General features: G+C 42.8%; 30 protein-coding genes, 2 tRNA genes and 1 pseudogene. 22 read left to right on the top strand and 11 right to left on the bottom strand.

Annotated elements, in window-relative coordinates; translation table 11 throughout:
* Positions 1-270: pseudogene (locus tag MICAI_RS20675) on the top strand (hypothetical protein); the annotation flags it as partial.
* Between the two features lie 6 nt (positions 271-276).
* Here MICAI_RS20675 and MICAI_RS20670 read toward each other — a convergent pair.
* Complete coding sequence (locus tag MICAI_RS20670; RefSeq protein WP_008206701.1) at positions 277-687, bottom strand: salt stress protein, Slr1339 family; 411 nt, start codon at positions 685-687, stop codon at positions 277-279.
* A 42-nt stretch (positions 688-729) separates the two neighbouring features.
* Entirely contained in the window at positions 730-987 is a 258-nt protein-coding gene (locus MICAI_RS20665) for a chlororespiratory reduction protein 7 (RefSeq protein WP_002781847.1), read from the bottom strand.
* A gap of 31 nt (positions 988-1,018) precedes the next feature.
* Between MICAI_RS20665 and MICAI_RS20660 the strand changes: the two genes are divergently transcribed.
* Together MICAI_RS20660 and MICAI_RS20655 are read left to right on the top strand one after the other, a co-directional pair.
* Positions 1,019-2,500: a protein adenylyltransferase SelO gene (locus tag MICAI_RS20660; RefSeq protein ID WP_198285315.1), complete on the top strand. Its 1,482-nt coding sequence runs from the start codon at positions 1,019-1,021 to the stop codon at positions 2,498-2,500.
* Between the two features lie 784 nt (positions 2,501-3,284).
* Positions 3,285-3,899, top strand: coding sequence for a DUF4339 domain-containing protein (locus MICAI_RS20655; RefSeq protein WP_004160520.1), 615 nt, complete (start codon positions 3,285-3,287; stop codon positions 3,897-3,899).
* A gap of 251 nt (positions 3,900-4,150) precedes the next feature.
* Here the strand turns inward: MICAI_RS20655 and MICAI_RS20650 are convergent, their stop codons facing one another.
* Positions 4,151-4,303, bottom strand: coding sequence for a hypothetical protein (locus tag MICAI_RS20650; protein WP_232306246.1), 153 nt, complete (start codon positions 4,301-4,303; stop codon positions 4,151-4,153).
* A gap of 7 nt (positions 4,304-4,310) precedes the next feature.
* Positions 4,311-4,595 carry a BrnT family toxin gene (locus MICAI_RS20645; RefSeq protein WP_008206693.1) on the bottom strand — a complete coding sequence of 95 codons (285 nt, stop codon included), beginning with the start codon at positions 4,593-4,595 and terminating at the stop codon, positions 4,311-4,313.
* Between the two features lie 364 nt (positions 4,596-4,959).
* Between MICAI_RS20645 and MICAI_RS20640 the strand changes: the two genes are divergently transcribed.
* The 9 genes from MICAI_RS20640 to MICAI_RS20595 all read left to right on the top strand — a co-directional run bounded on the left by MICAI_RS20640 (position 4,960) and on the right by MICAI_RS20595 (position 9,566).
* Positions 4,960-5,235, top strand: a complete 276-nt coding sequence (locus tag MICAI_RS20640) for a hypothetical protein (RefSeq protein ID WP_002737737.1) — start codon at positions 4,960-4,962, stop codon at positions 5,233-5,235.
* Entirely contained in the window at positions 5,232-5,600 is a 369-nt protein-coding gene (locus tag MICAI_RS20635; protein WP_036399304.1) for an aspartyl protease, read from the top strand. Before MICAI_RS20640 ends, MICAI_RS20635 begins: the two co-directional genes overlap by 4 nt.
* 253 nt (positions 5,601-5,853) lie before the next feature.
* Positions 5,854-6,066 carry a type II toxin-antitoxin system VapB family antitoxin gene (locus MICAI_RS20630; RefSeq protein WP_002758634.1) on the top strand — a complete coding sequence of 71 codons (213 nt, stop codon included), beginning with the start codon at positions 5,854-5,856 and terminating at the stop codon, positions 6,064-6,066.
* 13 nt (positions 6,067-6,079) lie between these two features.
* Positions 6,080-6,469, top strand: a complete 390-nt coding sequence (locus MICAI_RS20625) for a type II toxin-antitoxin system VapC family toxin (RefSeq protein ID WP_255348765.1) — start codon at positions 6,080-6,082, stop codon at positions 6,467-6,469.
* A 57-nt stretch (positions 6,470-6,526) separates the two neighbouring features.
* Positions 6,527-6,829, top strand: a complete 303-nt coding sequence (locus MICAI_RS20620; RefSeq protein WP_002775120.1) for a hypothetical protein — start codon at positions 6,527-6,529, stop codon at positions 6,827-6,829.
* Positions 6,810-7,184 (top strand): type II toxin-antitoxin system PemK/MazF family toxin, encoded by a 375-nt coding sequence (locus tag MICAI_RS20615; protein WP_008206686.1) that lies wholly within the window; start codon positions 6,810-6,812, stop codon positions 7,182-7,184. The genes MICAI_RS20620 and MICAI_RS20615 overlap by 20 nt, the downstream gene beginning before the upstream one ends.
* A 711-nt stretch (positions 7,185-7,895) precedes the next feature.
* Positions 7,896-8,114, top strand: coding sequence for a hypothetical protein (locus tag MICAI_RS20605; RefSeq protein ID WP_039900617.1), 219 nt, complete (start codon positions 7,896-7,898; stop codon positions 8,112-8,114).
* Positions 8,111-8,380: a type II toxin-antitoxin system RelE family toxin gene (locus tag MICAI_RS20600; protein WP_008206682.1), complete on the top strand. Its 270-nt coding sequence runs from the start codon at positions 8,111-8,113 to the stop codon at positions 8,378-8,380. Before MICAI_RS20605 ends, MICAI_RS20600 begins: the two co-directional genes overlap by 4 nt.
* 379 nt (positions 8,381-8,759) lie before the next feature.
* A complete protein-coding gene (locus tag MICAI_RS20595; protein WP_008206679.1) occupies positions 8,760-9,566 on the top strand; it encodes a creatininase family protein in 807 nt (268 codons plus the stop codon).
* A 7-nt stretch (positions 9,567-9,573) separates the two neighbouring features.
* On the opposite strand, the gene MICAI_RS26620 is transcribed toward MICAI_RS20595, so the two are convergent.
* The 4 genes from MICAI_RS26620 to hflX all read right to left on the bottom strand — a co-directional run bounded on the left by MICAI_RS26620 (position 9,574) and on the right by hflX (position 12,291).
* On the bottom strand, positions 9,574-9,741 hold the full coding sequence (locus MICAI_RS26620; RefSeq protein WP_008206677.1) for a hypothetical protein: 168 nt from the start codon (positions 9,739-9,741) through the stop codon (positions 9,574-9,576).
* A gap of 169 nt (positions 9,742-9,910) precedes the next feature.
* The gene (locus MICAI_RS27440; protein ID WP_008206674.1) at positions 9,911-10,210 is read right to left on the bottom strand and encodes a type II toxin-antitoxin system VapC family toxin; all 300 of its coding nucleotides are present in this window, start codon (positions 10,208-10,210) and stop codon (positions 9,911-9,913) included.
* Complete coding sequence (locus MICAI_RS20585; protein WP_008206673.1) at positions 10,207-10,434, bottom strand: DUF2281 domain-containing protein; 228 nt, start codon at positions 10,432-10,434, stop codon at positions 10,207-10,209. The genes MICAI_RS27440 and MICAI_RS20585 overlap by 4 nt, the downstream gene beginning before the upstream one ends.
* A 153-nt stretch (positions 10,435-10,587) precedes the next feature.
* The gene (gene hflX, locus MICAI_RS20580) at positions 10,588-12,291 is read right to left on the bottom strand and encodes a GTPase HflX (protein ID WP_008206670.1); all 1,704 of its coding nucleotides are present in this window, start codon (positions 12,289-12,291) and stop codon (positions 10,588-10,590) included.
* Positions 12,292-12,603: 312 nt separating this feature from the next.
* Here hflX and MICAI_RS27435 point away from each other — a divergent pair, with 312 nt between their 5' ends.
* From MICAI_RS27435 to brnA, 5 genes are all read left to right on the top strand, one after another.
* The gene (locus tag MICAI_RS27435) at positions 12,604-12,771 is read left to right on the top strand and encodes a hypothetical protein (protein ID WP_157221773.1); all 168 of its coding nucleotides are present in this window, start codon (positions 12,604-12,606) and stop codon (positions 12,769-12,771) included.
* Positions 12,772-13,288: 517 nt separating this feature from the next.
* Positions 13,289-15,109, top strand: coding sequence for a peptidoglycan DD-metalloendopeptidase family protein (locus MICAI_RS20575; protein ID WP_008206668.1), 1,821 nt, complete (start codon positions 13,289-13,291; stop codon positions 15,107-15,109).
* Positions 15,110-15,200: 91 nt separating this feature from the next.
* Positions 15,201-15,274: transfer RNA gene (locus tag MICAI_RS20570), tRNA-Met, on the top strand.
* Positions 15,275-15,569: 295 nt separating this feature from the next.
* On the top strand, positions 15,570-15,839 hold the full coding sequence (locus tag MICAI_RS20565; protein WP_002759054.1) for a BrnT family toxin: 270 nt from the start codon (positions 15,570-15,572) through the stop codon (positions 15,837-15,839).
* Positions 15,829-16,053 (top strand): type II toxin-antitoxin system BrnA family antitoxin, encoded by a 225-nt coding sequence (gene brnA, locus MICAI_RS20560; RefSeq protein ID WP_002759052.1) that lies wholly within the window; start codon positions 15,829-15,831, stop codon positions 16,051-16,053. The genes MICAI_RS20565 and brnA overlap by 11 nt, the downstream gene beginning before the upstream one ends.
* Positions 16,054-16,250: 197 nt before the next feature.
* On the opposite strand, the gene MICAI_RS20555 is transcribed toward brnA, so the two are convergent.
* Positions 16,251-17,093, bottom strand: a complete 843-nt coding sequence (locus tag MICAI_RS20555) for a methyltransferase domain-containing protein (RefSeq protein WP_008206663.1) — start codon at positions 17,091-17,093, stop codon at positions 16,251-16,253.
* A 169-nt stretch (positions 17,094-17,262) separates the two neighbouring features.
* Between MICAI_RS20555 and MICAI_RS20550 the strand changes: the two genes are divergently transcribed.
* From MICAI_RS20550 to MICAI_RS20525, 5 genes are all read left to right on the top strand, one after another.
* On the top strand, positions 17,263-18,336 hold the full coding sequence (locus tag MICAI_RS20550) for an extracellular catalytic domain type 2 short-chain-length polyhydroxyalkanoate depolymerase (RefSeq protein WP_008206660.1): 1,074 nt from the start codon (positions 17,263-17,265) through the stop codon (positions 18,334-18,336).
* Between the two features lie 60 nt (positions 18,337-18,396).
* Positions 18,397-18,939: a phasin family protein gene (locus MICAI_RS20545; protein ID WP_008206659.1), complete on the top strand. Its 543-nt coding sequence runs from the start codon at positions 18,397-18,399 to the stop codon at positions 18,937-18,939.
* 339 nt (positions 18,940-19,278) lie between these two features.
* Positions 19,279-20,484, top strand: a complete 1,206-nt coding sequence (locus tag MICAI_RS20535; RefSeq protein WP_039900612.1) for an FAD-dependent hydroxylase — start codon at positions 19,279-19,281, stop codon at positions 20,482-20,484.
* 92 nt (positions 20,485-20,576) lie between these two features.
* Positions 20,577-20,650, top strand: a tRNA-Pro gene (locus MICAI_RS20530).
* Between the two features lie 131 nt (positions 20,651-20,781).
* On the top strand, positions 20,782-22,704 hold the full coding sequence (locus MICAI_RS20525) for a S9 family peptidase (RefSeq protein WP_008206656.1): 1,923 nt from the start codon (positions 20,782-20,784) through the stop codon (positions 22,702-22,704).
* A gap of 452 nt (positions 22,705-23,156) precedes the next feature.
* Here MICAI_RS20525 and MICAI_RS20520 read toward each other — a convergent pair whose 3' ends face one another.
* Together MICAI_RS20520 and MICAI_RS20515 are read right to left on the bottom strand one after the other, a co-directional pair.
* Entirely contained in the window at positions 23,157-23,927 is a 771-nt protein-coding gene (locus MICAI_RS20520; protein ID WP_008206654.1) for a class I SAM-dependent methyltransferase, read from the bottom strand.
* Between the two features lie 280 nt (positions 23,928-24,207).
* Positions 24,208-26,550 (bottom strand): BsuBI/PstI family type II restriction endonuclease, encoded by a 2,343-nt coding sequence (locus MICAI_RS20515; RefSeq protein WP_232306245.1) that lies wholly within the window; start codon positions 26,548-26,550, stop codon positions 24,208-24,210.
* Between the last annotated feature and the right edge of the window lie 94 nt (positions 26,551-26,644).

Genomic DNA, 26,644 nt, shown 5'->3' with positions numbered 1-26,644 from the left:
TGTGGGTTACAAACGGGACAATTACCGCAAATTGTCAGCCATTTTGCCGTGGATAGTTTTCTGATTAATCAAGGAAAATATCCCCATTGTGACCCCCGGGGTTTTGATCTACAACGTCTCTACAATCTCATCAGTCAAGCTTTGGATTATGACCCCGGCACTGTTTATGGCATCGTCCCTCGTTACGGCACAAATATTATAGCCGGTGATAATATTTGGTGGCATAATCAAGTTTTTGATGCGGCCAATTTACCCACAACTTTAAATTAGACCTGATCATTTAGAAATATCCACTTCTCCCAAAGCTTCTAGATAGGTGATCGCCGCTTCTAAAGGAGAATCGTAGCTATAGGAAAACTCCTCAAACCAGCGTCCTTCCTCCGATTTGGCATCTAACTTATCTAACCATTGCTTCGCCTTTCTAGTTAAAGCTTCTCGCTTACGCTGCTTTTTTAATGCCGCTGCTTTTTCTTTTTCCGCTGCCTCCTGTTGTTGCCTTTCTTGGTTTTCTAAGGCTAAAGCTTTTAAAAGCGCATCGGTAGCAGAATCGCCAGCATAATTAACCTTAAATTCGTCTGGGTAACGATCTTTTTCTTGGCGAGAAGAAGGGGACGGCATCGGTTTTTCCTGATCCCGTTTCTGGTATTCTGCCTTCATTTGTGCCAGTAAATCTTCTATTTCTCCCATAATGATCAAGTTAGAAAGTAAAAAGTTAAAAAGCGGGTTTACTTATTTTTCCAAACGCACTAGATACCATTGTAAATAACCCTCCTCACCCAGGTCTAACTCACAGTAATTATCGCGCAGATAGAGAGCTTTTTCCTCAAAACTAGAGAATTTCGCCAATTGTCGGGGACAAATCTCCGGTTTTGCGGTGATTAAATCTTTTAACTTATCCCGCAACTGGTCGGGAGTCTGGAATTGTTCAGGTTGATCGGCCTCAAGGACAAGAAAATAGTCCCCTTGATACATAATAGAATCGGGCATCGCTGTTTGATAGTCTCACTAGGAAAATTTTTTGGCTATCTTTATCACTTTATCGCCTCAAAGCTCGATCGACACCACCACTATGACAGACCAAGACCATCTCACCAATCCCTTTCTCAGTCTCCCCTACGAAAGCGCCATGCAGGACTTGGGGGACCAATACTATGATCAAGTTGCGGCTGCGGATTTTCCCAGTCATATCCTTCGTTTTCGCAATGATGCTTTATTACCTTTGGTGGGAATCCAGCCAGAATTAACCTTAGATGAGCATTTTATCGAGGCTTTTGGTAAATTTCAATCCCTGACCCCCTTTTTGGCCCTGCGTTACCATGGTTATCAATTTGGCGAGTATAATCCTTTTTTGGGGGATGGTCGCGGTTTTCTCTACGGTCAAGTTAGGGGTATTGATGGCAAATTATACGATTTTGGTACGAAAGGATCGGGACGGACCCCCTATTCCCGTCATGCTGACGGTAGGTTAACTCTCAAGGGTGGAGTTAGAGAAGTCTTAGCCGCGGAAGCTTTACGCGGTTTAGGGGTGAATACCTCTCGCTGTTTGAGTTTGGTGGAAACAGGGGAATCCCTCTGGCGCGGCGATGAACCTTCCCCGACGCGATCTTCGGTGATGATTCGAGTTAGTAATTCTCATATTCGTTTTGGGACTTTTGAGCGTTTATTTCATATTAAACGTAGCGATTTAATTAAAAGACTCCTCGATCATGTGATTATTTATTATTATCCCGAAGTCAATCCCCAAGATAGCGATCGCTATTTAAAATTTTACGCCGCTTTGCTCGAAAGAACCGCTAAATTAGCAGCCCAATGGATGGCCGCAGGTTTTTGTCATGGGGTTCTCAATACCGATAATATGTCAATTACTGGGGAAAGTTTCGATTATGGTCCCTACGCTTTTATTCCTTCCTATAACCCCCAATTTACGGCGGCCTATTTCGACTACGGCGGCCGTTATAGTTATGGCAATCAGCCTTTTATCTGTCGCTTAAATCTAGAGTTACTGCAATCTCCCCTGTCGATGGTCGTGTCCTTGTTAGAGTTAGATATGGCTTTGGCTAAATATGACCAGCATTACAATTTTTATTATCAAAAAATGATGCTCAAAAAGTTAGGTTTTGAGGATATTTTTACTCCCGAATCTGCTTTATTGGTCAGCAAAACCGTGGAAATTCTCCAAGAAACTGGCCTCGGTTATCACGACTTTTTCTATCAATTAAGTGAACAATTTAATTACGGTTGGCGAGAAAATAGTTCTCTAATTATTGAAAATATGGATTTACCGAAAGCTGATTGGCAACGTTGGCGAGAGTTATATAGTTTGGTCTTAAATCAATTACCCTCAGATTCTTTGGTTCAAATTGGGGACACCTTAACGCATTATAATCCTAAAACTGCTTTACTTAGACCGCTAATCGAATCGGTTTGGGAAGCCATTACCTATAAAGATGATTGGCAACCTTTCCAAGAATTAGTGATAAAATTACAAAATAAACAGTAATTAAGTAATAAGTAGTGGTGCAAAGTTAATTTCTTGGTTAAAATAGGCAAGAGGTAGTTAAATATGTGTAATTAATTAAACCTCTTGTATAATTAATTTTTGAGGGTTTAAAAACGACAATAATAAGGATTAAATGACATAAAATCTGTAAATAGACCATTTAGTTAATTATTATTCATTCTTAATTCTCCTGACTACTGACCACTGGCTACTGACTCCTCACCCTAACAACAATTTTTGATTTTTACAAGAGGTCTATTATGTCTAGCTACTTATGCAGGTCATGTCCTGAAATGCGTTGGAAAAAAATTGACCAGACTTGGCGATCAATGTTTCCCTTCTAACCATTAAGAGTGTCAAAATAATAGTGAAATTTTGTGACAAAGTGCAGCCATATCTAAGAATCTTTGCTAGAACCCTAGAAGGCTTCTGTGATAAGTCTCCTTAAAAGGAGATTGTTTGCAGTAAGCTCATCTGGTTAACACGCTTTTGGGCGTGATAGACGAAGAACTTCTTGCGATTGCGCCTAAATGGAGTGATATGCAGAAAGTTGACCCATATCGTTACTCTGAAGAGTGTTATACAGAGAGTTGACCTATAATATGTAGTTAGACAGAAATTCAGGAGTAACTTAACGAGGCTATATCCATTAAGGTTTCGCAATTAATGGCGATAAGTTTACTGTTATTAGGAGAACAAAGCCCAATATCATTTTTAAAATGCAGTGAATAATTTTGTTTTTTTTATCATCCAAACAGACTATTAGTAGATAGGTTCAAAAGTTATGTGGTACTTTATAGAAGACAATCAAAAAAGAGGCAGTTTCAGTCTTGAAGAGATGGAATCTTTAGCCAATCAAGGTGATATTAATGAAAATACTTTAGTTTGGAAAAAAGGTATGAAAGAATGGCAACCCCTGAGCCAAACTGAATTAAACGATATTCTACCAGAGGATGCACCTCCACCCATTCCACGCGAATTACCTCCCCCGTTTCCGACTACTTATAGAAATGTTCAAAAAGAAAGAGTTGAAACAACAAGTCCTTATTCCCCAGCACCGGCCTCTCAAGAGGATGCTAGAATAAAGCTGCTCTATGCTGCGAAAGCTAGAATATGGGCGCACTGGCTATTTTGGCTTTTGATTCCCTTCATTGGAGGTATAATTAGTGTTACAAAAACTAAATTAGAAGGTGATGAACCTCGCAATCAAGCAATTAGTGTACTAATCTTGTCTATAATGAATACTATATTTCCAACCTGGTGGTGGTTCAGTTTAGCATTATTGGCAAATATGATTTTCGGTGCATACAAAACCCAAGAACTTATAGAAAAGGCAAGACATCAATTAAATATAAAAGATCCCTTACAAGCTGAAAAACAACTTTTTAACCATTTTTAGTTGCCGTAGGGTGCGTCCCCTAATCTGGATCCTACTGCTCCACCGATCGATTTTGGGGAACGCACCATGCACATTTATTGAAGCTGTGAGTTTAAGTGCGATGCCGATCTTGTAGGGTGCGAAAACGCGCGTGTAACGTACCTTTTTCAAGTTAGCTATAATGTCGGTTAGACAATACTCTTATGAAGCGTTTAACCATCAGATATACATTCATGAGCATATTGTTCCACCAGTAATTCGATTATTTTTTCCTAAGTAATTTGCTTTCGAGCTGCTTGAGATTTAAAGAAGGTTACACTTTCTTCTGTTGATTCTAATGTTACTTGAGTAGTTTTGGTTTTACCTTTAGGAACTAACTGGTCTGGAGGCGGTAAAAAATCTTTAACGACTTGTCCCAGTTCCATTGGTTCATCAGTATAAGTTATTTTGCTGTTCATATAGTTTACGTCCTTTTCGCCAATAACCAGCTCCAAAAATTCTAACTTTTCCTTCCCGGTAAGTAAAGCGTACCGTGATAATTCCTTCATCGACTTGCCCCATACAGTAAAATCGATTTTCTTCTTGACTGTGAGCCAGATCTTGTACGATAACTCTTTTGGGGTCAAAAAATGCGTATTGGGCTAATTCAAAGGAAACATCGTGTTTCTGTTGGTTTAAACGATTTTTATCTTCATCCCATTCAAAGCTTTCATCCATAGGCGGAGTTGATAAGCCCAACCACTATAATTTTAACATAGGCTTTAAAGAACATGAGTTGAATCAAATTGATAGGCTGGTGATAGAACATCAAACAACATTACTCGATACATGGCATGACTACTTTGACACTTGAGACAGAACCAACCTTAAATCAAGTGCGATCGCCGTTCTTGTAGGGTGCATTCCCTAATCTAACTTCTACCGCTCCACCGATCGATTTTTGGGAACGCACCATGCACATTGATTGAAGTTGTGAGTTTAAGTACGATGCCGCTCTGGTGGAACCAGTTGAGGAATGTTAGGGAAGATTCCCCATGTTTGATTAAAATAGAGGGGCAAAAGTCGCCCCAGGGTCGCTTCAATGACAGTTCGACAACCCCGCTACAGTAAAGAAGAATTTGCTCGACGTGGTAATGAGATTTATCAATCTCAGGTACGTCCCCAAGTCGAGGAGGGTAATCAGGGGAGAATTGTGGCAATTGACATTGAAACAGGGGCTTTTGAAGTAGCGGATGATTTGGTAAGCGCAGCGAAGCAACTTTCTGCACGAGTGCCTGATACTCAGACATGGTTTGTTCGCATTGGGCATTCAGCCGTCGATCACTTTGGCGCAAGGAGCCTGAGAACAAAGCCATGATGCAAGGTCGTGTAAATCAAGGGTGTGAGGCGACGTTGGCGATCGCAGTCAGAAACCATGAAACAACGCAGATAGTAGATGCTGTAATTGATACAGGATTTTCAGGTTTTCTCACCTTGCCGTCTGACATAATTGCTAGGTTAGGGTTTATTTGGGAGGGTCGAGATCTTGCGACATTAGGCGATGGGACTTTCTGCACGTTTGAAGTTTACATCGGGCTTGTGATCTGGGACGGGCAATACCGTGAGATTTACATCAACGAATCAGAGACGGTTCCGTTGATTGGGATGCAGCTCTTAAGAGGATACGATTTGCGAATTCAGGCAATTGAGGGTGGTTTAGTTACGATCGAAGCGTTGAAGTAGCGATCGCCGATCTGGTAGGGTGCGTTCTCTAATGTCAGTCTTACTGCTCCACCGATCGATTTTTGGGAACGCACCATGCACATTGATTGAAAATGTGAGTTTAAGTACGATGCCGAAGGCACTACGCCATTGCCGTATGTAGCTTAAGGCTTGAGGGCCAACTAACAAAGATATGCCCAGAGGTGGGTTAGTCATCTATCGGATTAAAATGTAAAGAGAATAATCACCCATACTTCAATCTAATATCCATCCTATGCAAATTACCCTCAACCTTGATGAATCCCTTCTCAAGGAAGCCTTTCAACTGACCAACCTCACCACCCAAGAGGAACTAATGAATCTTGCTCTACAAGAATTCGTAAGATCCCGCCGTAAGAAAAACCTTCTCGACCTTGCCGGACAAATTCAATTTGCCCCAGATTTTGATTATAAAGCCCTACGGGAAACCGGTCATGTTGCTGATTGACACATCTGTGTGAATCAGCGTCTTCCGCAGTCGTGGTGATCAAGTTCGCCAGCAACTGGAAACGTTAATTGCAAATCGTGAGGTTTTACTCACCCGCTTTACTCAGCTGGAACTGCTTCAAGGGAGCTTAAACGAGCAAGAGTGGACAATCCTCTCTACTTATCTCGAAGTGCAGGATTATGTTGAACTCACACCTTCTTCCTGGCCAGCAGCTGCACGTATTTACTATGATCTGCGTCGTCAAGGATTGACTGTTCGCAGCCCAATTGATTGCTGTATTGCTCAAGCGGCACTAGAAAATGATCTGCTTCTAATTCACAACGACCGTGATTTTGAAACCATTGCTCAAGTGCGATCTCTTCAAAATCTCCGTTTTCAGTGCGATGCCGAAGGCACTGCGTAGCAGTATGCCGATCTTAATAAGCTATATTAACAACAATACTTAAAGAGAAGGCTTAAAATGGTTAAATCAACTTTGTACACGACAGCAAAAGTCCTACCGGGAAATAGAATTGAAATTGAATCTCCAGATCTGACTGTAGGACAAACTGTTGAGGTAGTTATTTTGGTTGAAGAAGTTAGTTCTGATTCTTCTACCAGCGAATATATCTCTCCATCCTTAAAACAGCGTCTTGCTTTTCTGAAGTTACCAATGACTGAACGGAGGAATATTCTCAAAAGTCAAGCCGATATAATGCTCTCTCACTATCAACAAGATTCTGAATGGCAGGAGTTAATGGCAGGTGACATCATTGAGTATTAACCCTGAGCTGCCAAAACGTGGAGAAATTTGGTTAGTCAACTTCGATCCTACTGTTGGTGCAGAAATCAAAAAAGTGCGTCCTGCCGTCGTCATCAGTTCCGATTCAGTAGGAAAGCTTCCTATCAAGCTTATTACTCCTATTACAGACTGGAAAACATATTTTTCAGCAAATTTCTGGCACGTTAAAATTGAACCTAACAGTATCAATGGATTGAATAAAGCTTCTGCAATTGATACTCTTCAACTAAGGGGGGTGGATTTACAAAGGTTTATTCGTAAATTAGGAAGCGTTTCTGAAATTACAATGCTGGAAATTGTAGCCGCCATTGCTACTGTAATCGAATTTGAGGTCTAACAAATCATTGCACCCGACCGTGTGTTAGATAGCTCGTAATCATGTAAACGTAGTATAATATGAGCGATCGCTACCCAAAATTGTCCAGTTTAGCCTTTAACTATTTATTCAGGACATTACCATGAAAAAACTGCATAAATTACTGATGACCACCACCGCCATAGTTTCTACATTTGGGTGGAATATTCACAGCACTCCTGTTGCAGCCAAGCAAAATTATATAGGAAGATGGTAGAATGTGGGACTTAGCAATGAATACATTTCTAAATATAGGGTCTTTCAAAAAGATGGTAGACTTCATGATTACCAAGATCTGAAAACTGGTTTGGTTGGGGCATCCTATAAATGGGATTATCAAGTCCTTTCCAATGGTTCAATTAGGGTTTTTAGTCTATTAAAAGAGACTTGTGTGCTAACTGAGATGAATAAAATGCAGTGCTACTCTGACGGGGATAGCCTTGGTGATTTGGGACTTTACATAAAAAGGTAGTGCGATGCCGAAGGCACTGCGTAGCAGTACGCTATCGCCCTAGGGTGCGTTCCCTAATCTGGCTCCTACTGCTCCACCGATCGATTTTGGGGAACGCACCATGCCCAGGGATTGAAGCTATGAGTTTAGGTGCGATGCTGAAGGCACTGGGTAACAGTACGCCATCGCTGTAGGAATGTGAAAGCTAGAATATATTAAGCCCTATACGTTAGATGTTGTCTATGACTGAACGACTTGAGCAGGCGATCGCCCAATTAAAAACCTTGTCAACCGATCAACAGGACGCAATCGCAACCATAATTTTGGCAGAACTCGAAGAAGAAAAGCGATGGCATGACTCCTTTACCCGCTCACCAAACTTGCTGGCTAAACTAGCAGCCGAAGCAATGGCAGAACATCGATCGGGCAAGACTCAAGAATTAGACCCAGAAACGTTGTGAAGTCTTGGACCACTGCTGGTTTTCGGGAGATGTTTGCTGATCTTCCAAAACCGATTCAAGATCAGACTCGTAAAGCGTATCGGCAATTCAAAGAAGACCCAAGCTATCCCAGCTTGCGATTCAAGAAAGTCCATCCACAGCTGCCCATCTATTCTGCACGCATCAATAGGGATTATCGTGCTGTCGGTCAATTAGAGGATGATACGGTGATTTGGTTCTGGGTTGGTTCCCATGCAGAGTACGATATGCTGCTTGACCAATTGTAGTGCGATGCCGAAGGCACTGCGTAGCAGTACGCCATCGCCGTGGAGTGTGTTCCCTCATGGGGGTCTTGCTGCTCCACCGATCGATTTTTGGGAACGCACCATGCACATTGATTGAAGCTGTAAGTCTAAGTCCGGTCGCTGATCTTAAAAAGAAAAGGCTTAAAGATGATCAGTAACAAGGGTAAAAAAACAAGTCACCCCTGGTGTTTTTCCCCGACGATATTGCAGATTATAATTCATGAAACCGGTTTTGTTGCTATAGGGATTCGGTTTGACCAGTCATGACCGATAAAGACGATTGGCAACCTTGCCAAGAATTAGTGATAAAATTAGCAAATAAACAGTAATTTTTCCCCTAACCCTAATCCCTAATAAAATTATGATGCACGGTTTTATTCCCCCTCATCGTTATTTTCCCTATCTTACTTGGACTGATATAGATTCAATGCCAGATAAGGAAAATGTGGTAATTATTCAACCTATCGGTGCGATCGAACAACACGGACCCCATCTCCCTATTGCCGTCGATGCTGCCATTAGTTTAGGGGTTTTAGGCAAAGCTTTCGAGAAATTAAATACAAATGTTCCCGCTTTCGCTTTACCCTGTCTCTACTACGGAAAATCTAACGAACATTGGTCTTTCCCCGGCACGATTACCCTCTCGGCAGCCACCTTATTAACTCTCATTCAAGAGATAGCGGAAAGTCTCTATCGTTCGGGTTTTCGCAAGTTAGTATTAATGAACTCCCACGGCGGACAACCGCAAGTTATGGAAATTGCCGCTAGGGATATTCATCAACAATATCCCGATTTTTTAGTATTTCCTTTTTTCACTTGGCGAGTTCCCCACAATGCGGCTGAATTATTCTCGGAATATGAATTAGAATACGGTATTCATGCAGGAGATGTGGAAACTAGCATGATGTTATCATTATTGCCAGAACAGGTCAAAATTGAGCGGGCTGTCCGAGAATATCCCCAAGGTTTGCCAGAAAATAGTTTATTAACTATGGAAGGAAAATTACCCTTTGCTTGGTTAACTAAGGAATTAACTAAAAGTGGAGTGATGGGAGATGCTACTAATGCAAGTAAAGAAAAAGGCGATCGATTATTAGAATCTGTTGCTAATGGTTGGGTACAGGCGATCACTGATGTTTATCAATTCCGTCAACCGAAGTTCTACTAATAGAAGATTAATCAGAATTGTTAATAAGCTGTACTGCCTTTAAACCGGCTGTTGGTAATTTTATTACCAAGGATAAAACTCCATCTCCTTTTTCCTTTAATTCGGGGATTTGATCACTATCTTCTATTAGCATTAGTAGAGAAAATTTTAACCAGATAGGGGTAATTTTTAGCATAATTATTAATCTCAATCAATAGTTTTATACTTGAGTGTTTAGAAATTTTGAACCAGTAACAAAAAGAAAAGAAACGACATTTTTACCATATTTTTTGTACGGGATAAGAATCGAAAACAGAATTAATCTCTAGGATAATTAGGTTTTCTGTAATTGCTTGAGAAATTAATCAACCATCAAAGGGCTCTTTGTGATAATAAGGTAAGGTGTCTAATCTCCAAATATGAGATAATTTCATGGGTAAAATCTGCACATCATTAATTTTAGTTTGATCCTTAACTATTTCCGAGAGAGAAATATCTAAATTTAATTTGCCTAACTGTACCTTGATCTGTATTTCCCAGACGCTGACCAAACTCAAGAAAAGAAGATTATTTCTATCTTCTAGTATCTTAATTGCTGATGAGGAAAGCTGAGGAGAATTCTGGGAAGACCAGATTAAAGTATGACTATCTAAGAGAATATTCATGAGTCAAAATTCCAGAAGTTATCGGGTAAGGGTTGATTGAAATCATCACTGATCCAAATTTTTCTCTGATGCAACCCAAAGACTCGTTTTTTGGGGGAAGATGACGGCTCCTTTTTCTCCGTGAGAGCTTCTAAATATTCTAAGATTTGTTTTTGTTTATCTAGAGGAATTTCCTGTAGCTTGTTAATAATGCTTTCTGTAATTTTATTGCCAGAAATAGTCATGGTTTTCTCAATACCTACTGAAATCTACGATGCAAGCTTCATGATAGCATTTTAAACATAAATAAAGTTAATTTTTGTAGAACCACTTCCCCAACTTGTTTAAGAAAGTTCCTCAGTAGAGTCTGCTGAAAAAGTTTTTGCTGCAAACCCTAATTAAGCGGTTAAATCGATTAACTTTTGTTTTAAAGTTTCCAATCCTAGCCGACGAATAGCCGAGATAAAAACAGCTTGGGGATATTTTTCCTTCGCTATTTCTAAATCATCGCTTTTTACCTGATCCAACTTATTAAACACCATTAACATCGGACCGGTTTGAATCGGCATCTCCGAGAGGATTTTTAATACCGAGGCGATCTGACTTTCCCAAGCTGGATGGGACAGATCTACCAGATGGAGTAATGCGTCTGCTTCCGTTACTTCCTCTAAAGTTGCCCGAAAAGCATCCACCAGCGAGGGGGGTAATTCATGGATAAAACCCACCGTATCGGTTAGTAAAAGGGGGTGAGATGCTTGGGTGAGGGGATCGGTAATAGTTAAACGTCGGGTGGTGGGATCGAGGGTAGCAAACAGTTGATCGGCGGTATAAACTTCGGCAGCGGTGAGCGCATTAATTAAAGTGGATTTTCCCGCATTGGTATAACCGACGATCGCCACACTGGCCACCTCTTGTTTTTGCCGTTGTTTGCGTAAACGGGAACGATGAGCTTGCAGTTGATCCACCTCATCCTGGAGACGGGATAAACGACGTTGAATAGTTCGGCGTTCTGTTTCTAATTTTGTCTCCCCCGGTCCACGAGTGCCAATTCCTCCCCCTAATCTCGACATGGCTAATCCGCGCCCAGTGAGACGGGGTAAAGTGTATTCTAATTGGGCTAATTCTACCTGTAGTTTACCCGCTTGCGATTGGGCCCGTTGGGCGAAAATGTCCAGGATCACCTCGGTGCGATCGACCACTCTCACCCCGATTTGGTTCTCTAGATTGCGAATTTGGGCGGGAGAAAGATCCCGATTGAATACAACTAAATTAGCCCCCGAAGTTTGCACCTGTAGGGCGATTTCTGCCACTTTTCCCGAACCGATCACTGTTTGAGGATGGGGATGATCCCGTTTTTGTCGGGTGACTTGCAAAACTTTGCCCCCGGCGGTATCAACTAAACGTTCTAATTCGCTTAAACCGTCCTCAAACTGGCGATCGCTGATATCGTCGGTCATTAAACCAACCAATAGCACCCGATCTTCGGCTGTATCAACGGTTAGAGCGGTAAATTCTCGCTGAAACTCCGCCTCTAGTCCTTCCACTAACTCTAAAAAGTCCTGTTTGCTTAAATCCTCTAGATTTAAGGGCGGGGAGACAGACCAGTATATATTACTATTGACATTTGTTTGACTTTGTGGTATGAGATGCGCCAGATAGACCTGCTCCACATAACCGGTTGCCCCACCACCGCGACGGATCATGCCTGTGCCGGTTAGGGTTAAGACCACCAGTGCGTCTAATCTTTGCAACGCCATGGCGGTTAAACTGGATTCTTTTGGCGGTTCCTGCTTGAGTTCCGTGGCGATGCAACGAATTCCGCAAAGACGTTCGGAACCGTAGCGGGGTAGTTCCAAGAGAGAAAATTGGGTTTGTCGGGGGGTTCCCACTCCCACACGAATTACCTGGCCGCGACGGTTGATATAGGTGCAGAGGGGCTGATGGATATCGCTACTAATAGCCGCCAGTCTTTGGGCGAATTCTGGGGTGGTGAGAGTATCGATGGGCAAGCGTTCATGGTACAGCCTTTGTAGCTGTTTCATCTGACTGGCTTTCAGTCCCTGGGTATTGCCGAAGATGGTATCGATAGGCTTTCCTCGCAATTAGCATTTTATCTATTATTGTAGCGATTATGAGACTCGCTGCTCCTGGACAGCGTTTCTATTTCCTAGATAAAAACCCAATAACTTCTCTGGTACTTGTATCCATAAGTACCTAAGCAAAATTAATTACACATATCTAACCCCGCTCTTGCCTATTGCCTTTTGCCTCTTGCCTATCTTCACTAGGAAATTAATTTTGCACGACTACTTAGCCCATCAAATATATACCTTGACTTTTTGAGAGAATACGAAGGACTGGACTACATCTGATCAGCTTCCACCCCACTTGACTATCTTGAGACGGATGACTCATTGTACCAAATCCGTCCATACCCCACTTCCCCATCACCCCACTCTTCTATACTTTTTAAACAGGATTTAGTATTAGGGGTATTTCTAGACCATTTCCCTAGTGTGAGAAGACAACAGGCGATCGCCGCCCTGGAATTAGCCAAGGAAATGCTGACAGCCTTTTCCTGATCAAGATAAAGTTTAACCTCATTGGCTATGGGCGGCCGACACCCTGCCCCCAGAAAAAATTTTTTCGGCAAACCCTAATTATCCGGTATTGACCTTGAATGGCCCTCGTTGCTCCTTGTTTCCCGTCGCCGAACGAATCATTAATAATTTCTTTGTAAAGAGTAAAACAGATAAAAAATTTCTATCGAAAAACTGGACAAAATTGGCAAGACGAAAAATGCCGATCAGCTTGGAACAACTGAGATAGAGCATCGTCAATCTGGACATTCAAAATGTCACTAACTCGCCGTGATCCCGATGCTAATAGTCAGAGGGAGACTTGCATAATTTCAAAATCTGAGTTAGTCTCTCCTAAAAGTCACCTTTAGGTATTTTGACTAAAAAGAAAGTTGCCTAACTTCTACTCTAGCCTCAAGGCTAATGCTGAAAGCTAGAATCATCGGCTCAATCCACTGGCTCTAGCTAACTCTTTACACCACAGGAGGTCTGTTTGAAAGAGACTTTTATCCCCAACCCCATGACATCCGCTATCCCAGAACAGAATTGCACTGCTGAGTCTAACCGAGTCCGTTACTCAGTTGCCCTGCTGGGATTAGCACTCTCTCTGGGAGTACCTAGTATTATCAACTCCACCTCAGAATCAGCCCAGGCCGCCAATTCTGTACCCTTGGAATGGGAAGTGATCGACCTGTCCCCAAAAGCCAAGGATGCGGGTAAAGAACTGAAAGAACCGCAAATAATCCCATCCCAAGCACTTGCTACCGTCAAATTCATCGCCACATCAGTGGTTGAGCATCAGGTAAAACCAGGAGAATCCCTGTGGAGTTTAGCCGACACCTACGAAACTACCCCTACAGCGATCGCTAGTAGCAATAATCTCTCCCCCCAATCCGATTTGATTATCGGACAAACCTTAAAAATTCCCACTCCTGAGCAGTTGCCCCCGGCAGCCCCGGCAGCAACTCCTGAGCAGTTGGATAGTTCCTCTGCTAGTCTGCGTCAAACCCGTCAACGTCTCCAAGAAAGTTTGGCCGCCTTACGGACAGAGGAAACCCCCCATCAGTCCAATTCCGGGGAAACGGTCATCGTCACCGAAACTACCGCTCTCGTTCCCGATAATTCACCAACCGGTGTCGAGATTCCCGTGATTGCTCCCGAAGAATCGCCCCGACCAACCAGCCAGGTGATCCCGATTCCCGTTCCCACCCCTGAAAGCGATCGCCCGATAGCCACAATTCCCCTTAATCCTCCCTTAACCAGCAGACCGGAAATTCCCAGCCTCGCCCGACGAAATCCGGCTCCTTTGACTGAAATTCCCGCCATTCCCAATCCTCGGGTCATAGTTCCCCCAGAAAACCAAGTTTATCGGGTTCGGCCAGGGGATACCCTAAACACGATCGCTCGCGCTCTCGGCATCACCCCCGCCGAATTAGCTAGGGAAAACGGCATTGACAACCCCAACCGGATTAAAGTTAATCAAACCCTAGTGGTTCCCGACCGCTCTGCCAACGCTAGAGTTAATCAAAATCTTACCCCCTTGGTCGGCGATCGCCCTAGATTGTCCTTTAACCCCAGCAATCGGCCAAATTTGCCCGCCGCCACCACGGGGACGGCGGAATTCCCCGAAAATATCACCAGCAGCTATCGGGAAAGATTGCGCCAAGAGGTGGCTAATCTGCGGGAAACTAACCTTTCGGAAACCCAGAAAAGTATCGCTATTCCCGTCGATAATCCCGCAGAAACCAGCGATGATCGGCAAATAACCGCTAATCCCCAATGGACCGCCCTTCGTTCCCGTTCTAACCAAAGCACCCCCCCACAGATTATCGGTTCGGCTCCTACCAATGTGGAAGAATACAATGACCGCCTACGAATCCCCGTCGGCGAAACCGTAGAACCTTCCCTTCCTCCCCTCGCTAATCCCGATGAGCATTTACCCAATCCCACGCCAATTTTTACCGGCTTTATCTGGCCCACTAGGGGGGTGTTAACCTCCGGCTTCGGTTGGCGCTGGGGCAGACCTCATCGCGGCATCGATATCGCCGGTCCAGTGGGTACGCCGATCGTGGCGGCGGCTGCCGGTGAAGTAATCGCCTCCGGTTGGAATTCGGGCGGTTATGGCAATCTGGTCAAACTACGTCACCCCGATGGTAGCACCACTCTCTATGCCCATAACAGCCGTCTGTTAGTCCGTCGCGGCCAAACTGTTCAGCAAGGCGAGCCGATCGCTCAGATGGGCAGCACCGGTTTTAGCACCGGCCCCCACCTACATTTCGAGGTTCACCCCTCCGGCCAGGGAGCAGTCAATCCCATCGCTTTCCTGCCAGGCAGACGTTAAAGATGCCCAGAAAGGGAAGATTTTTTCTTCCCTTTTTTGCTCTTGTGCAATTGGGTGATTGTGTGTTATGATTGATAACTGTGTAAACAACGGCTTAGTAGCTCAGTTGGTCAGAGCAGGGGACTCATAAGCCCAAGGTCGGCAGTTCAAATCTGCCCTGAGCCATCGGACAAGATCCAAGAAAACCAGCAAGATTATGGTCAGGTGATATCTCTTTCCCTTTTACTTGGGGACGCTCCCTTCGGGTTCTACCTGATAACTTTTTACTGATAACAGCAGCAAGGGAATTCCAAAATTTATTAGCCCAATTGTACTATAAATTTTGCCGATACAGTCACTACCATAATATTCTGGTAGGAGTACCTAGTGGTCAGTGAGTTTATCGAACTGCGTGCGCCCAAAATGTCCTATAGATATTTCGACCAAATTGAGATGCAGTCACGGAAACGAAGCCAAGAGAATGAAAAAACCGGAATTTGAATTTGATCCTAATAAAAGCCAAGCTAACAAAAATAAACATGGTCTAGATTTTGTTGAAGCTCAAGTATTATGGTTAGATTCCCAAAAAGTCGAAATTCCAGCCCGAACAGAAAATGAACCACGATTTGTTGTTATTGGTATAATAGCAGGTAAGCATTGGTCAGCCGTAGTTACCTATCGTCAAACCAAAATCCGTATTATTTCAGTCCGACGCTCTAGACCTGAAGAGGTAGAAATTTATGAAAGCTGAAGATTTTGACCGCAAATTTGATGATGGAGAAAATATCATCGAATACTTGGATTTAACTAAAATTAAACGTTCTAATTCCGAGGAACAAACAATTGCGTTTGAGTTTCCCTCATGGATGGTAGAGGCTCTTGAGCAAGAAAGTCAGCGTCGTGATTTACCGTTACAAGCTATTGTCAAAGACTGGATTGGGGAAAAATTGGCGTTGTCAAATTGAAAGATGATCCGAATCAGCACCGGAACTCAAATTACTTTGACTTGCCCTGAGCCAACTTGCCCTGAGCCAACTTGCCCTGAGCCAAGTCGAAGGAGTTGAAGGGGTCGAAGGGTAGCAAGGATTGCATTGCATCTTTCCTATTCTGATCTGACAACGCCTAATTATCAATCGCTGCACTGTAATCATCGCCAAGCTGATTATTTTTTCCCTTGCAGTAAACCAAAACGAATTAAACCCGAATCGTAACCGCGCCGCATTAACCCTAAAGATAAAGCCCCTTGGATAGTAGTGTAACCGCTTGCTAACAAACCAGCGATCGCATCTGTGCTGAGGGCCGAATCAATCACCACATCCCAAAAAGCGGCCACCGATAGGGACCAATCATCGGTTTTTAGGTCTCGAAAGCCAATGTCACGGGCAATATCAGCGTATTCTGGCAAAGAAATCACATAGGGCAGACAATAAACCCGATAAATCTCGTTTAATAGTTTAATCTCCCCTTCCGTTAAATTACTAGCCAGGGAAGTGGTGGGACGATGACACCAAGTCGCCATCAAAAAAGTCCCCCCGGGCTGCAAAACCCGATAACATTCCCGCAGAAATTGCCTTTTATCGGGCATATGTTCGCCACTTTCCAAAGACCAGACCAGATCAAAATTATCGTCAGGAAAGGGGGTTTTTAGGGCATCAGCCACACAAAAACTGACTTGTTCTTCTAAATTGAACTCTTGCGCTCTTTGGCTGGCTCTAGCGGCTTGTACCGGGGAAAGGGTAATCCCCACCGCTTGGCTGTGAAATTTTTCGGCCAGATAAAGAGTACTGCCACCAATACCACAACCTAGATCAAGAATCTGATTAGCGCCAGTGACGCCACCCCAAGTTAATAATTCTTCTATTAAATCAATTTGTGCCTGACGGCGATCGAGTTTAATCTTGCCGCCGCGACCGTAGTAACCATGGTGCATATGTTCGCCCCAAATCCTTTCCCACAGTCCACTAGAGGAGTCATAAAAATTGGCTATTCGTTGATAAAGTTCCATGGTCATTTCCTAGTTAAGAGAGGCACTCTTGCCAGAGATTAGCTGGATATGTTACACCAAATCCTGTTTAAAAAGTACAGCAAAGTGGGAAGAGGGGAGCGGGTTTTTAAATTTCGATCTGTTTTACTTTATCTTAATATCATAGGTTGCGATTTTTGCAAGAGGTCTTATGATTAAGGCAGGATTAAAACTACTGGCTGTTTTGATTTTTAGTATTTTTATCTTCCATGGGGCGGTCTTGGCCGAGGAAGCAGCCAAGCTATCTGGTTATCAGGCAGATTTAAGCCAAACATCTGTTTCTGGCCTTTCATCAGGGGCCTTCATGACGGCCCAATTCCATGTGGCCTACTCAGATAGGCTGGTGGGAGCAGGTATCATTGCCGGCGGCCCTTTTTATTGTGTCGGTTCTTACGAGACGAACCCATATCAATTTCTCCGGCAAGCGACATCCACTTGCATGACTCCTCTGACTGAGTCAGTAGGACCGGATGGGAAAGGATTATTTAAAAAAGCGCAAGAACTGGCCAGTGACAACAAAATTGCCGATCTCAACAACTTAAAAGATGATCGGGTCTATCTATTCAGTGGTTCAAGTGATCGCGTAGTTAAAACTGTCGTCGTTGACAAGGTAAAAGATTTTTATCAAGCTGCCGGCTTGCCCTCAGAGAATATTAAATATGAAAAGAATATCAATGCCGGTCATGGCATAATTGTCGAGGAGGCCAAGGTGTCATGTTCAGATACTAAGTCACCCTTCATAAACGACTGCGATTTCATGCAATCCCATCGGATTTTAGAGCATATTTATGGCAAGTTGAATCCACCAGTTGAATCTAATAGATTAAGTGGCCAGATTATTCGGTTTGACCAGAGCGAGTTTATTGAGGGTAAAAACACGAGTATGAGTCAGGAGGCTTATGTTTATGTACCTGAAGCCTGTAAAAAAGAAAGCTGCAAAGTTCATGTAGCTATTCATGGTTGCAAACAGGGGGCCAAGCAAATTGATAATAATTACTACTCTAAAACCGGTTACAATGAAATAGCTGATAGCAACAGCATAATTGTCCTATATCCCCAGGTTGAACCGTCAGCATCAATCCCTTACAATCCCCGGGGATGCTGGGATTTTTGGGGATATTCTAGTGCAGAGCCAAATAATCCTGTCTTTTATACTAGAGAGTCTCCCCAGATGAGGGCAATTGTCGCTATGTTAGAACGGTTGGGCCAACCGCGCCCTCAATAATTTAATCTTTTTGCTGGCACAGACAGAGAAATACATTAAGCAGTTTACGAGGAAACTACCATGCAAAACGAGCTAGTTAAACAGTGGATTGACTCGAACAAGTTGGCAATAGAGTCCTTCAAGAATATTACGGCCACTAATGTGAACGCGATCGATGCCATGTTAACAGGTTTTGTTAACCCCAGTGCTTTCGCTGAACTAAGCAAGGGTTATCTAAGCTTGACCAAAGAATTGGGGGAAGTTTATACTGATAGTATTAATGAACTATTTAAAAGCCAACTGAAGCTGGTGAATTTGCAGGCAACCTCTGAGTCTTTTAAGGACTTGGGTGAAATTTATGTCAGTTCGATGACCAATATCGGACTAAAGCAAGCAGAATTGATGAGCCTCTATCTAGAAACTACAGCCAAGTATCTAGAGATATTAAAGGGTGCTCAAAAGGTAGATGATCTATTCAATATCCAAACCAGTATTTTTAGCGAACTTCAAGAAAAGTTGCAGGAGAATATGCTCGAAACAATGGGAGTTTTTAACTCTATCAATACTGCTCTGGACAATTGGACTCAAAAAAGCCTTGACGCATTCGCATCTGATCAGAGTTAAAAAAACTTGATCTTGCCAGTTATGTCTTTAGCCAAGTTCTCGGTTTGTTGCCCCAAACATATCCCCAACGGCGGGCAAGTGCCAGCGCCGCTGCCTTGGCCGTCGGGGTATCGGGGAAGACTGGCGCAGCAGGAGCATCAGCTAACAGGGCTTGTAGCAGCTTGTTATCGCCCTTCCGAAAGTCCAGGAAGAGCGATAACCCGAAACTCTCAGCGACGGACAAAACCCTTTAAAGTCTATGGTAGGTGGGGTGAAGACAATCAAACCCGACAGCAACCCCGAAAATCGTGTCAGAATAGATCAGTGTAGTCACTGATGATCTTCGAGAAAAATATTTATATGTTAAGACGGGACAGCTACGATTTAATCATTGTCGGGGGCGGTATAGTCGGAACCACCCTAGCGGTGGCTTTAAAAAATACAGGATTAAATATCGCTATGATCGAGGAACGTCCCCTAGAGGTGGCCGCCTCCCGTCGTCAAGCCTATGCCCTCTCGTTGATGTCCAGCCGGATTTTTACAGGCTTGGGTATCTGGGATAAAATCTCGCCCAGTATCGGTAAATTTCGTCATATTCGCCTTTCTGATGCCGATTACCCGATTTTTGTCCCCTTTGTGGTCGATGAGCTAAAAACCGATTATTTGGGCTATGTGGGCGAACATCAAGTGATTTTAACCGCCCTGCACAAGGCCAGCCAAGATTGCGATCGCATTGACTGGTTATCCCCTGCTAAAGTGTTAGAAGTGGAGTACGGAGCAGAAACAGCCACTGTCACCCTGGAAGAAGCTGGTCAAACCCGAAAAATCACCACAAAATTAGTCATCGGGGCCGATGGAGCCAGATCCGCTATCCGGCAAGGGGCGCAAATTAAAACCAAAGGTTGGAAATATTGGCAATCCTGTGTCGCTTTCACCATTAAACATCAACTCGATCGCAACGATACCGCCTTTGAAAGATTTTGGCCCACCGGTCCGATGGGCATTTTACCGCTCCAGGGTAATCGCTGTCAGATCGTTTGGACAAATCCCCATGGGGAAGCGAAAAAACTGCAAGAAATGCCCGAAGCGGAATTTATCAAGAAATTAGAGGCATATACGGGGGGATTACTGGGAAAACTCGAATTAGTTAGCCCCCGCGCTCTCTTTCCCGTACAGTTAATGCAGAGTGATACTTATGTTAAACCCCGACTGGCTTTAATTGGTGATGCCGCCCACTGTTGTCATCCCGTCGGTGGTCAAGGTTTAAATTTAGGCATTCGCGACGCGGCCGCTTTAGCGCAGGTATTAAAGGAAGCAGTGGAAAAGCAGGGGGATATCGGAGCGCTTTCTACCCTAAAATCCTACGAAAAATGGCGTAGATCGGAGAATTTAGCGATTTTAGGCTTCACAGATTTTCTTGATCGCCTGTTCTCCAATAACTGGCCGCCTATCGTTGTCATCCGTCGTCTCGGATTGGCAATTATGCGCGGTTTCCCCCCGTTGAAATTGTTTGCCCTGCAATTAATGACGGGATTAAAAGGACGTATTCCTCAATTAGCTAGATAGCTGGCCACTAATTCCGGGGATGGGGGAGAAAGGAAGAAAAAAAAAGCTTGCAAAATGCCGCGATTATCGCTATGATGGTTAAGGTTCAATATCGGGGCGTAGCGCAGCTTGGTAGCGCACTACTTTGGGGTAGTAGGGGTCGTGGGTTCGAATCCCGCCGCTCCGATTGCAGAAAAACAGAGAGTCAGGTAGGGATGCAGCCAATCTCTACCTTGTCCTGTTTACTCGGAATTTTCTTAATTTATCAGCCTTTCTGATCAAGTTAGTTCACCATTAGGATCACTGCTCTAGTCGAAAATGTCTCATCAAATATCAGCTTACGGTTCCTGGAAATCGCCGATTACTTCCGATCTAATTGTGGCAGAATCGATTAGTCTTGGCGGTGTAACTCTAGATGGAGAAGATATTTATTGGTTAGAAGGCAGACCACAGGAAAAGGGGCGAAATGTTTTAGTTAAATTAAACCCCGACGGCACAACCACAGAAATCACCCCAGCACCTTTTAATGTGCGAACTCGTGTCCATGAATACGGGGGAGGTTCCTATCTAATTGTTGCCGGAATTATCTATTTTTGTAATTTTGCTGACCAAAGAATTTATCACCAAACTGCTGATAGTTTGCCCCAACCTCTGACCCCAGAAAATTCCTGTCGTTATGCGGATTTAATTCTCGATGAATTTCGCAATCGTTTAATCTGTGTTTGTGAAGATCATAGCCAAAAAGATCGAGAACCAGTTAATAGTATTGTCAGCATCGATGTGGATACGGGAGAAATAAAAACTTTAGTATCTGGCAATGATTTTTATACCTCTCCTCGCTTAAGTGCCGACGGTTCTCGATTAGCTTGGATTAGTTGGAATCATCCTAATATGCCCTGGGATAGTTCTTTTCTTTGGGTGGCCGATATTAATAATCTTTATTTGAGTAATATTCGGGTCATTGCTGGTGGTGAAAATGAGTCGGTGTGTGAACCGCGCTGGTCTGCCGATGAACAGTTATATTTTACCAGCGATCGCAATAATTTCTGGAACTTTTATTGCTTTAACTACGATGAACAAATAGAACCAGTTCTCGAACCGATCGAGGCTGAATTTGCCTATCCTCATTGGGTTTTTGGTTTATCTAACTACGGATTCTCTGGGGAATCACAGATTATTTGTAGCTATACAAAAGATGGCCGTTGGTATTTAGGAAGTATCGATACTGTTAATCGAGAATTCCAAGAAATTATTACTGCTGATACTAACATTTCTTCCCTACAAGTTAGCGATAACAAAATAGTTTTTATTGGCGGTTCTTTTAGGGAAGTAACGGCGGTTATCTCAGTGGATTTAGCCACAGGAACTAGAGAAGTTCTCAAATCTTCCAGTAATTTAACTATTTCTAGCGATTATTTCTCGATTCCAGAAATGCTCGCTTTTCCCACCAGTCAGGGACTAACGGCATTTGCTTGGTATTATCCCCCCAAAAACCCCGATTATACCGCCCCCAATGGCGAATTACCGCCCCTTTTAGTCAAAAGTCACGGTGGACCGACGGCTGCGGCCACCTCTAGTTTAAGTCTGCGGGTGCAATACTGGACCAGTCGCGGTTTTGGCTATCTAGATGTCAATTATGGCGGTAGTACGGGTTATGGTCGTCAATATCGTCAGCGTTTGCAGGGAAATTGGGGAATTGTCGATGTGGAAGACTGCATCAACGGGGCAAAATATTTGGTTAATCAGGGATTAGTCGATGGGGAAAGATTGGCAATTTCTGGGGGCAGCGCCGGTGGTTATACAACTTTAGCAGCCCTAACTTTTCATGATACTTTTAAAGCAGGAGCTAGTTATTACGGAGTTAGTGATTTAGAGGTTTTAGCCACCGATACCCATAAATTCGAGTCGAGATATTTAGATAAATTGGTGGGACGTTATCCCGAAGAAAAGGAAATTTACTATCAGCGATCGCCTATTCATTTTACCGCTCAGTTATCCTGTCCGGTGATCTTTTTCCAAGGTTTAGAAGACCGAGTGGTTCCACCCAATCAAGCGGAAATGATGGTAGAAGCTTTAAAAGCGAAAGGTTTACCCGTTGCTTACGTTCCCTTTGCCGGAGAACAACACGGATTTCGTCAAGCTGAATCGATAAAACGAGCATTAGATGCAGAATTTTATTTTTATTCCTGTCTCTTTGGTTTTACTGCTGCCGATAATTTAGAACCCGTAGAAATTAAGTAGGGTTTGCGGCAAAAAGTTTATTGGTGGGGTTAGGAGTCAGTAGCCGGTCGTCAGTAGTCGGTCGTCAGGAGTTTCAGGCTTTGTTGTCCTCTCTTTTTATACTAATTTATGTACTACAAGAAGAATAATGCAAGGTTTTTGAGGGTTCCAATCCGATTTTCGCAGCATGAACATCGGATTTTAACAGGTCAAAAGCCTTATTTTAAAAGGGTTTTACCATTATTCAGCAAACCCTAAATATACCGCTGCCTGCGGTCTCGCACCCCCATGGGTCTAAAATACCCTAAATGAAACTTAATGGCAGACTGTGCGGTTTAATCACTATCGGTGCAGTGCTTAGGAGCCACATCAGGGAACGCGGCCCACAGCGATGGCCTAATACTAGGCAGTGCCTCCGGCATCGCAATCAACTTATGGAGTAGGATCAGACTGAAGGCGATGTTAGTCCAAAATTATTGATTTTGAATTACCATTGTTGCACAAGTAATTATATTTTCTAGATTGTTATACTCGGCTCTTTGTTTTTCAATATAATTATCAAATAAATATTTTTTCTCTGGATATTTTACCGCTAATTCTTGGCATCTTTGTTTAAGATAATTAAACTGCATTTCATACGCATCATTTTGATTTATTTCAGTTTCTGTATATTCTTTTATTAATTTCATGCCAGCTTTCTCGATTTGTTTTAACAGCATACTTTTTTTGATTATAAATTCATGCTTATAGGGTTGATCATCTTCAAAATATCCATCATCCAAGATAATTAGACCATCTTTTGTCAGATTTTTTTTTAAGATAGTCATAGTTTGAAAATAATTTCCAAATACAGGACCGATCGAGCCGAGAATAATCAGATTGAATTGGTTTAATGTCTTGATTATTTCTCGTGCGTCTCCTGAAATAAATTTACACCTTGAAGTAATTGCTTCTTCTCTAGCTTTTTTATTAGCGATTTCAATAAATTCTGGTATTGCATCGATTCCAAGACAGTAGCAATCCAGTTCAATTGACAATTTTATCGAGACTGCACCTTTGCCGCAGCCTAGATCTAGTACATTTAATTCAGAATAATTATTTGTATGTGCTTTGACAATTTTAAGAATAGAATTGGCAGAAGAGCCTATTTCCCAGAAGTCCTGTAAGATATATGGAAGAAAAGGTAAGATCGACTTATCTTGGCAATCCATAGCCTGTGCAATAGTTTCTTCTAAGGTCTTCATTCTCTCTAAAAATTTCTGGACTAACTATTAATCATATCGCTCCCTGCGGTTCCACACCCTCCTCTATCCTACTTCTAATTGACGTACTGTTAGGCCGTGGTTTCGACATCATACTAACTGTCATTGGCTAACTTATGATTGATTGTTATCAGCTTTGAAAAACAGGATTTATTATCAAAAATAACTTGGAAGCACTGTCCCCATAGAAAACCTAAGCCACCTAACGGTGAAGTTAGGTGTACTTTCACAACTGATATCTTTAAGAACGCTTTTCTGGGTTCTAATATGGACCTAGGAATCTCTCTCCATTGAAGTGAATCATGTGATCGGGCTGATCAGCTACCCAAACTTCTGTTTCCCAGGAAATTTCAGCAAGATAACGAGTCATTTCCCTACGACTGGGAAAAGCAGTAACAAAGACAAGACCCTTACAGCTTAATTGAAAAAGTTGCTTTAGTTCATTGTGGCGTTTCAAATTCACTGGACCATGACTCGTCACCGCTTCTATAAGGACAAGCCAATCTTGGCATCTATGATAGATAACAAGATCAGGCATTTTCCCGTGAGGATCTAATTCAATCCCCATTTCTCGGAATTTTTGTGTTTCGTTGATTATAAATTTATCACCAGCATCGCCAATATATAGAACTACGCCCCCTGGCGTAAATCTTGGACAAAAGCTTTCTAAGATGTCTTTAATTAAAATATTTTGCCCACCTGATGAAAGCTGAATCGCCCGACCATCGGTTAAGGTTATAGGAATCATGGGCAGATTTCGATTCCTGGCTTGCAACCAATTAGTCACTGAAAGCGCATAATTTCTACGAGCTTCTTCCCACTGCTCAGAGCCATAAACTTGAAGCAGTGATAACGCTTGCCGATCAAGTTGGTAGCACCACCTAGGGCTATTAATTGGTCGGTCTGGTTTGTCTGGATTCTGAACCACCAGTCCCATCTGCACAAATTGATGCATTGTCTGTTTTCGAACAGTTTCCCGTGTGTTTGGTGCATATTGTTTTCCGTAATGATCACGGAACCAATCCATCATTTCTGTAATTCCGCGTTTTGGTGCAGTAGCTTGGCTCCAGGGTTTATCAGGTTGAATATCTGCTAACGCAAGTAAGCATAGTGCAGACCTTTCATTCTGTTGCTCTCTAGGAGCAGAGATAGCCTTGAGAATTGTAAGTGCTTCTTCGATTCGTTTGTTTGCTTGAACTGCGGTGCTTGCTTCATCCATAATTGATAGAACTTCATGTACAACTTGATCGATTTCTTCTTGGTTTAAGTCATTGTCCCCAACTTGAACTCCTATTTGGATTAAGTCATTTTTACATGGATACTTAACCCTACGAAGGTCGGTAGCATTGACTTGTGTATGTCCACTAAATTGACGAAAGTAGCTATCAAATAAAGTTGAATTAAGAAATGCGGCTAACCCTTTAGCTACATCAGGAGGCATTCCTCTGCCTTTAGCATGATAATAATTAAGATGATTTTCGACACCTAGAGATTTTGAACCAATAGGAGAACACACAGCAGCAACAACACGACGCTTTTCTTCTTTGGATGAAAAACGTTTTGTCAAAACATACCAGCCAGGCTCAATTAACCATTTTTCTGTTTCGTTATTTTTTTCTACCGCAATGGGCTTGCGGGGATTATCAGGAGGAAATACTACTTTCCTGACTTTTACAGATTCTGGATAAAGTAGGGGAACAGTTCTATCACTCAAATGGTTTCTTAAAGACGATTTCAGGCGAAAATCAACAACTGGACCTGTGGAAACTTCTAAGCCTATCTCATCTAATGTACAGGGCATTTTATTCATTTGAACTCTCAAGGAATTCTTGAGAGAATTTGTAACAATATGAATAAACTGTTCAGAATCATTCGGCTCAATCACTTCGTCATAGGGGGCATATCTAGATTCTGAAATCTCGTCTAATGCCATCTCAGAATTACTGGTTATTTTTACAGTGCTAGGTTTTTGTTTAGATCTTAGGGCGTGAAAAATAATATTTTCCTGTAATACCTCATCTTCTGAGAAGGTTGCTGATCTACTCTCAAATATATGGATTTTATCTAGTTTCATATATTCTAGGAAGGCTTTTCGGAAAGGGCGAAAATACTTGCCATTGCAAAAACTTCTCGGCGTAATCGCAACCACTTCGCCATCGTCTATAAGTTGTACGATGGCAAGCCAAACAAATGCGCTGTAGAGATTTACAGTATCAATCCCAATACTTGCAAGAACTTTCTTTTCTGCTGATTGGCTGTGAATCTTTTTATAAGGTGGATTCAGAATCGCATGAGTAAAGCCTGGAACTACCTTCTTAAAGAGTGGCAAGTTCATTTCACTACTAGCTTTGATGAAATTCTCCTCCCGCAAGCAATAATCTGCTTGAATTCCTTTTCCGTTCAAAGCGGCACAGCATTCTGTGAGGGTTTGATTTAGCGAGGGGAAGAAGACTGGTTCGACTTCATATGCTGTAATGCTGCAACTACTAACCTGATTGGGGTTTGCCAGTAACCGCTCTACTACAGCAGCAGTTAAAGTTCCAATTCCAGCTCCAGCATCTAGAAGGCGAATATTACCAGACAGGTTGTTGAATTGTCCTGCCATGAAACGCGCAACAGTTGCGGGGGTCAAGAACTGACCCAACTGACTACGCTGTTTCAAGTTCAATCTTGAAGAGTAGTAGACTCTGGCTATATCA

It is taken from the genome of Microcystis sp. T1-4 (genome assembly GCF_000297435.1).
Taxonomy (GTDB): Bacteria; Cyanobacteriota; Cyanobacteriia; order Cyanobacteriales; family Microcystaceae; genus Microcystis.
This window is presented reverse-complemented; position numbering and strand designations above follow the sequence as displayed.

Coding starts and splice junctions, on each gene's coding strand:
- MICAI_RS20575 (WP_008206668.1), top strand. CDS start 13,289: ATGACATCCGCTATCCCAGAACAGAATTGCACTGCTGAGTCTAACCGA.
- MICAI_RS20595 (WP_008206679.1), top strand. CDS start 8,760: ATGATGCACGGTTTTATTCCCCCTCATCGTTATTTTCCCTATCTTACT.
- MICAI_RS20535 (WP_039900612.1), top strand. CDS start 19,279: ATGTTAAGACGGGACAGCTACGATTTAATCATTGTCGGGGGCGGTATA.
- MICAI_RS27440 (WP_008206674.1), bottom strand. CDS start 10,210: ATGAATATTCTCTTAGATAGTCATACTTTAATCTGGTCTTCCCAGAAT.
- MICAI_RS20645 (WP_008206693.1), bottom strand. CDS start 4,595: ATGGATGAAAGCTTTGAATGGGATGAAGATAAAAATCGTTTAAACCAA.
- MICAI_RS26620 (WP_008206677.1), bottom strand. CDS start 9,741: ATGCTAAAAATTACCCCTATCTGGTTAAAATTTTCTCTACTAATGCTA.
- MICAI_RS20605 (WP_039900617.1), top strand. CDS start 7,896: ATGACTGAACGACTTGAGCAGGCGATCGCCCAATTAAAAACCTTGTCA.
- MICAI_RS20520 (WP_008206654.1), bottom strand. CDS start 23,927: ATGAAGACCTTAGAAGAAACTATTGCACAGGCTATGGATTGCCAAGAT.
- MICAI_RS20620 (WP_002775120.1), top strand. CDS start 6,527: ATGGTTAAATCAACTTTGTACACGACAGCAAAAGTCCTACCGGGAAAT.
- MICAI_RS20665 (WP_002781847.1), bottom strand. CDS start 987: ATGCCCGATTCTATTATGTATCAAGGGGACTATTTTCTTGTCCTTGAG.
- MICAI_RS20585 (WP_008206673.1), bottom strand. CDS start 10,434: ATGACTATTTCTGGCAATAAAATTACAGAAAGCATTATTAACAAGCTA.
- MICAI_RS20525 (WP_008206656.1), top strand. CDS start 20,782: ATGTCTCATCAAATATCAGCTTACGGTTCCTGGAAATCGCCGATTACT.
- MICAI_RS20635 (WP_036399304.1), top strand. CDS start 5,232: ATGATGCAAGGTCGTGTAAATCAAGGGTGTGAGGCGACGTTGGCGATC.
- MICAI_RS20545 (WP_008206659.1), top strand. CDS start 18,397: ATGCAAAACGAGCTAGTTAAACAGTGGATTGACTCGAACAAGTTGGCA.
- MICAI_RS20650 (WP_232306246.1), bottom strand. CDS start 4,303: ATGGAACTGGGACAAGTCGTTAAAGATTTTTTACCGCCTCCAGACCAG.
- MICAI_RS20670 (WP_008206701.1), bottom strand. CDS start 687: ATGGGAGAAATAGAAGATTTACTGGCACAAATGAAGGCAGAATACCAG.
- MICAI_RS20565 (WP_002759054.1), top strand. CDS start 15,570: ATGAAAAAACCGGAATTTGAATTTGATCCTAATAAAAGCCAAGCTAAC.
- MICAI_RS20555 (WP_008206663.1), bottom strand. CDS start 17,093: ATGGAACTTTATCAACGAATAGCCAATTTTTATGACTCCTCTAGTGGA.
- MICAI_RS20515 (WP_232306245.1), bottom strand. CDS start 26,550: ATGGCAGGACAATTCAACAACCTGTCTGGTAATATTCGCCTTCTAGAT.
- MICAI_RS20630 (WP_002758634.1), top strand. CDS start 5,854: ATGCAAATTACCCTCAACCTTGATGAATCCCTTCTCAAGGAAGCCTTT.
- MICAI_RS20640 (WP_002737737.1), top strand. CDS start 4,960: ATGACAGTTCGACAACCCCGCTACAGTAAAGAAGAATTTGCTCGACGT.
- brnA (WP_002759052.1), top strand. CDS start 15,829: ATGAAAGCTGAAGATTTTGACCGCAAATTTGATGATGGAGAAAATATC.
- MICAI_RS20550 (WP_008206660.1), top strand. CDS start 17,263: ATGATTAAGGCAGGATTAAAACTACTGGCTGTTTTGATTTTTAGTATT.
- MICAI_RS20655 (WP_004160520.1), top strand. CDS start 3,285: ATGTGGTACTTTATAGAAGACAATCAAAAAAGAGGCAGTTTCAGTCTT.